Annotated in this window: 2 protein-coding genes; both read left to right on the top strand. The window is 49.9% G+C overall.

The window, feature by feature from the left end:
* Positions 1–379 precede the first annotated feature (379 nt).
* Positions 380–2221 (top strand): NAD(P)-binding protein, encoded by a 1842-nt coding sequence (locus QVO97_RS12620; RefSeq protein WP_022360669.1) that lies wholly within the window; start codon positions 380–382, stop codon positions 2219–2221.
* A partial coding sequence (locus QVO97_RS12615; protein ID WP_288189778.1) for a 2Fe-2S iron-sulfur cluster-binding protein occupies positions 2215–2828 on the top strand: 614 nt, incomplete at its 3' end. The genes QVO97_RS12620 and QVO97_RS12615, both read left to right, overlap by 7 nt.

Raw genomic sequence — 2828 nt, 5'->3', positions numbered from 1 at the left:
AGCGCAGCTTGATGGCTCCTGCCGTTTTTTTACTGAACGTCTGTAAAGCCAAAAATATCATAGAATTTTCACCCTATTATTTTCATATATATGGTTATGATTTTCATAAATATGATATTTCAATTGTAGACAATCCACAATTTCATCACTTTTTAATTGTCATGAAATTACCGCAGCTATATATTCAACATTTTTTCACACTTTATACCTATCTTTCTTATCTATTTTATCTGTTTTTACCTCACTTTCATTTCTTTTTTTAGATATTTTGCAATAAATACCTTGTGTTTTTCGCTCGTTTTATGTTATAGTAAACACATAATTGCATCGAAAAATATAACGCATTTTATTTCACATTTATGAAAGGAGTTTATACCTTATGAGCAGACTCGTTATACCTACTAACAGCGAGGCTCAGAATGTCGTAGAGGGGCTTTACAAGGATCTGGAACGGCGCATCATCGCCAGCCCGCCAGGTCTTTGTCCTGTCGACCTGACCGCTGCATTTTTAAAAATGTGCCATGCACAGACCTGCGGCAAATGCGTTCCCTGCCGAATCGGTCTCGCGCAGCTCTCCAATCTTCTGGAAGACATCCTGAACGGAAAAGGAACCATGAAGCATTTAACCATGCTGGAGGAAACAGCCCGTGTCATCGAAAGCACGGCTGACTGTGCCATCGGCTATACCGCTGCCCAGATGGTTTTAAAAGGACTGGACGGCTTCAAAGAGGATTTTATGGAACATATCTTACACAACCGCTGCCGCAGTAATCTTGATCAGCCGGTTCCCTGCGTAGCTCTGTGCCCGGCCGGAGTTGATATTCCGGGTTACATCGCCCTGACCGGCGAAGGACGCTATGCCGATGCAGTCCGCCTGATCCGCAAGGACAACCCATTCCCAACCGCCTGTGCGCTGGTATGCGAACATCCATGTGAGTCCCGCTGCCGCCGCAACATGCTGGATAATTCTATCAATATCCGCGGTATCAAACGTGTAGCTGTGGATATGGCAGGATATGTACCGGCACCGGCCTGTCCAACCTCCACCGGCAAGCGCATCGCGATCATCGGCGGCGGCCCCAGCGGCCTGAGCGCTGCTTATTATCTGCAGCTGATGGGACATCAGACCACTGTATTTGAAAAACGCAAGAAACTCGGCGGCATGCTGCTGTACGGAATTCCAAGCTACCGCCTGCCACGAGAACGCCTGCAGGATGATATCAATGTCATTCTGGAAACCGGTGTGGAAGTCCGTCTTGAAACTTCGGTCGGAAACGATCCAGGACAGCTGTCTCTGGATGAACTCCGCAAAGAATATGATGCTATCTACATCGCCATCGGCGCTCATAGTGATAAAAAGATTGGTATTGAGGGAGAAGATGCCGGCGGTGTTATCTCCGCTGTCGAATTCCTCCGTGCTATCGGCGACGGCAAATATCCGGATCTTACCGGAAAGAAGGTCTGTGTCATCGGCGGCGGCAACGTAGCCATGGACGTAGCCCGTTCTTCTGTCCGCCTGGGTGCAGACAAGGTGGCAGTTGCCTACAGACGCCGCAAAGCTGATATGACAGCTCTTCCGGAAGAGGTTGAAAGTGCCATGGCTGAAGGCGTAGAGATCATGGAACTTTACGCACCAGAGCGGATTGAAGCAGACGAGGACGGCCAGGTAAAAGCTCTCTGGGTAAGCCAGCAGATGCCGGGAGAAATCCGCGGCGGACGTCCTTCACCGAAGGCTATCGGCACCGACTCTATCCCGGTTGAATGTGATATCGTCATCGCAGCTGTGGGGCAGGGCATCGAAAGCCGTTACTTCGTAGAACAGGGTATCGACGCAAAATGGGGCATCATCCAGGCAACCGGATGGACCTCCATTCAGAATATGCCGGGTATTTTCGCCGGAGGCGACTGTGCAACCGGACCGGCAACTGTAATCCGTGCAATCGCTGCCGGCAAAGTAGCCGCTGCCAACATTGATCAGTATCTCGGCTACAATCATGAGATTACCTGCGATGTGAAGATTCCGGAACCGGATCTCTCCGACCGTACTCCTTGCGGACGTGTCAACCTGACAGAACGTCCTGCCGGAGAACGCAAATGTGACTTTACACTTACCGAATGCGGCATGAGCCTCAAGGAGGCTGGCCAGGAAGCCAGACGCTGCCTGCGCTGTGATCACTTCGGTTATGGAAACTTCAAAGGAGGGCGGACCACATCATGGTAAATACGAATCTTGTATCCATCAAAATTAATAATATACCGCTGCAGGTTCCTGCCGGAACCCGGATTCTGGACGCCTGCCGCGACAACGGTTTTCATGTTCCTTATCTTTGCTATCTGAAAGATATCAATGAGATCGGTGCCTGCCGTGTCTGTGTTGTAGAAGTGAAGGGAATCCACCATCTCGTTACCTCCTGCAACAACCAGGTTCAGGAAGGCATGGAGATTCTCACAAACTCCCCGCGGGTCCGCGAAGCCCGCAAGATCAACGTGGAACTGCTTCTTTCCCAGCATCACACCAACTGTCCCACCTGTGTGCGCAGCTCTAATTGTGAATTAAAACAGGTGGCAAGTGATCTGAACCTGACCGTTGACCGTTATAAAAACGAATATCCGGAAATGATCTGGACTTCCACTTTCCCACTGATCCGCGATGCGGGAAAATGTATCAAATGCATGCGCTGCGTCCAGATCTGCGACAAGATCCAGACCTTAAATATCTGGGATGTGTCCGGAACCGGTTCCCATACAACCGTCGATGTTTCCCACAATCTGGAAATCAAAGAATCCGACTGTTCTCTCTGCGGACAGTGCGTTACCCACTGCCCGAC

This window comes from Clostridium sp. CAG:43 (genome assembly GCF_000434655.1).
Classification (GTDB): domain Bacteria; phylum Bacillota; class Clostridia; order Lachnospirales; family Lachnospiraceae; genus Otoolea; species Otoolea fessa.
This window is presented reverse-complemented; position numbering and strand designations above follow the sequence as displayed.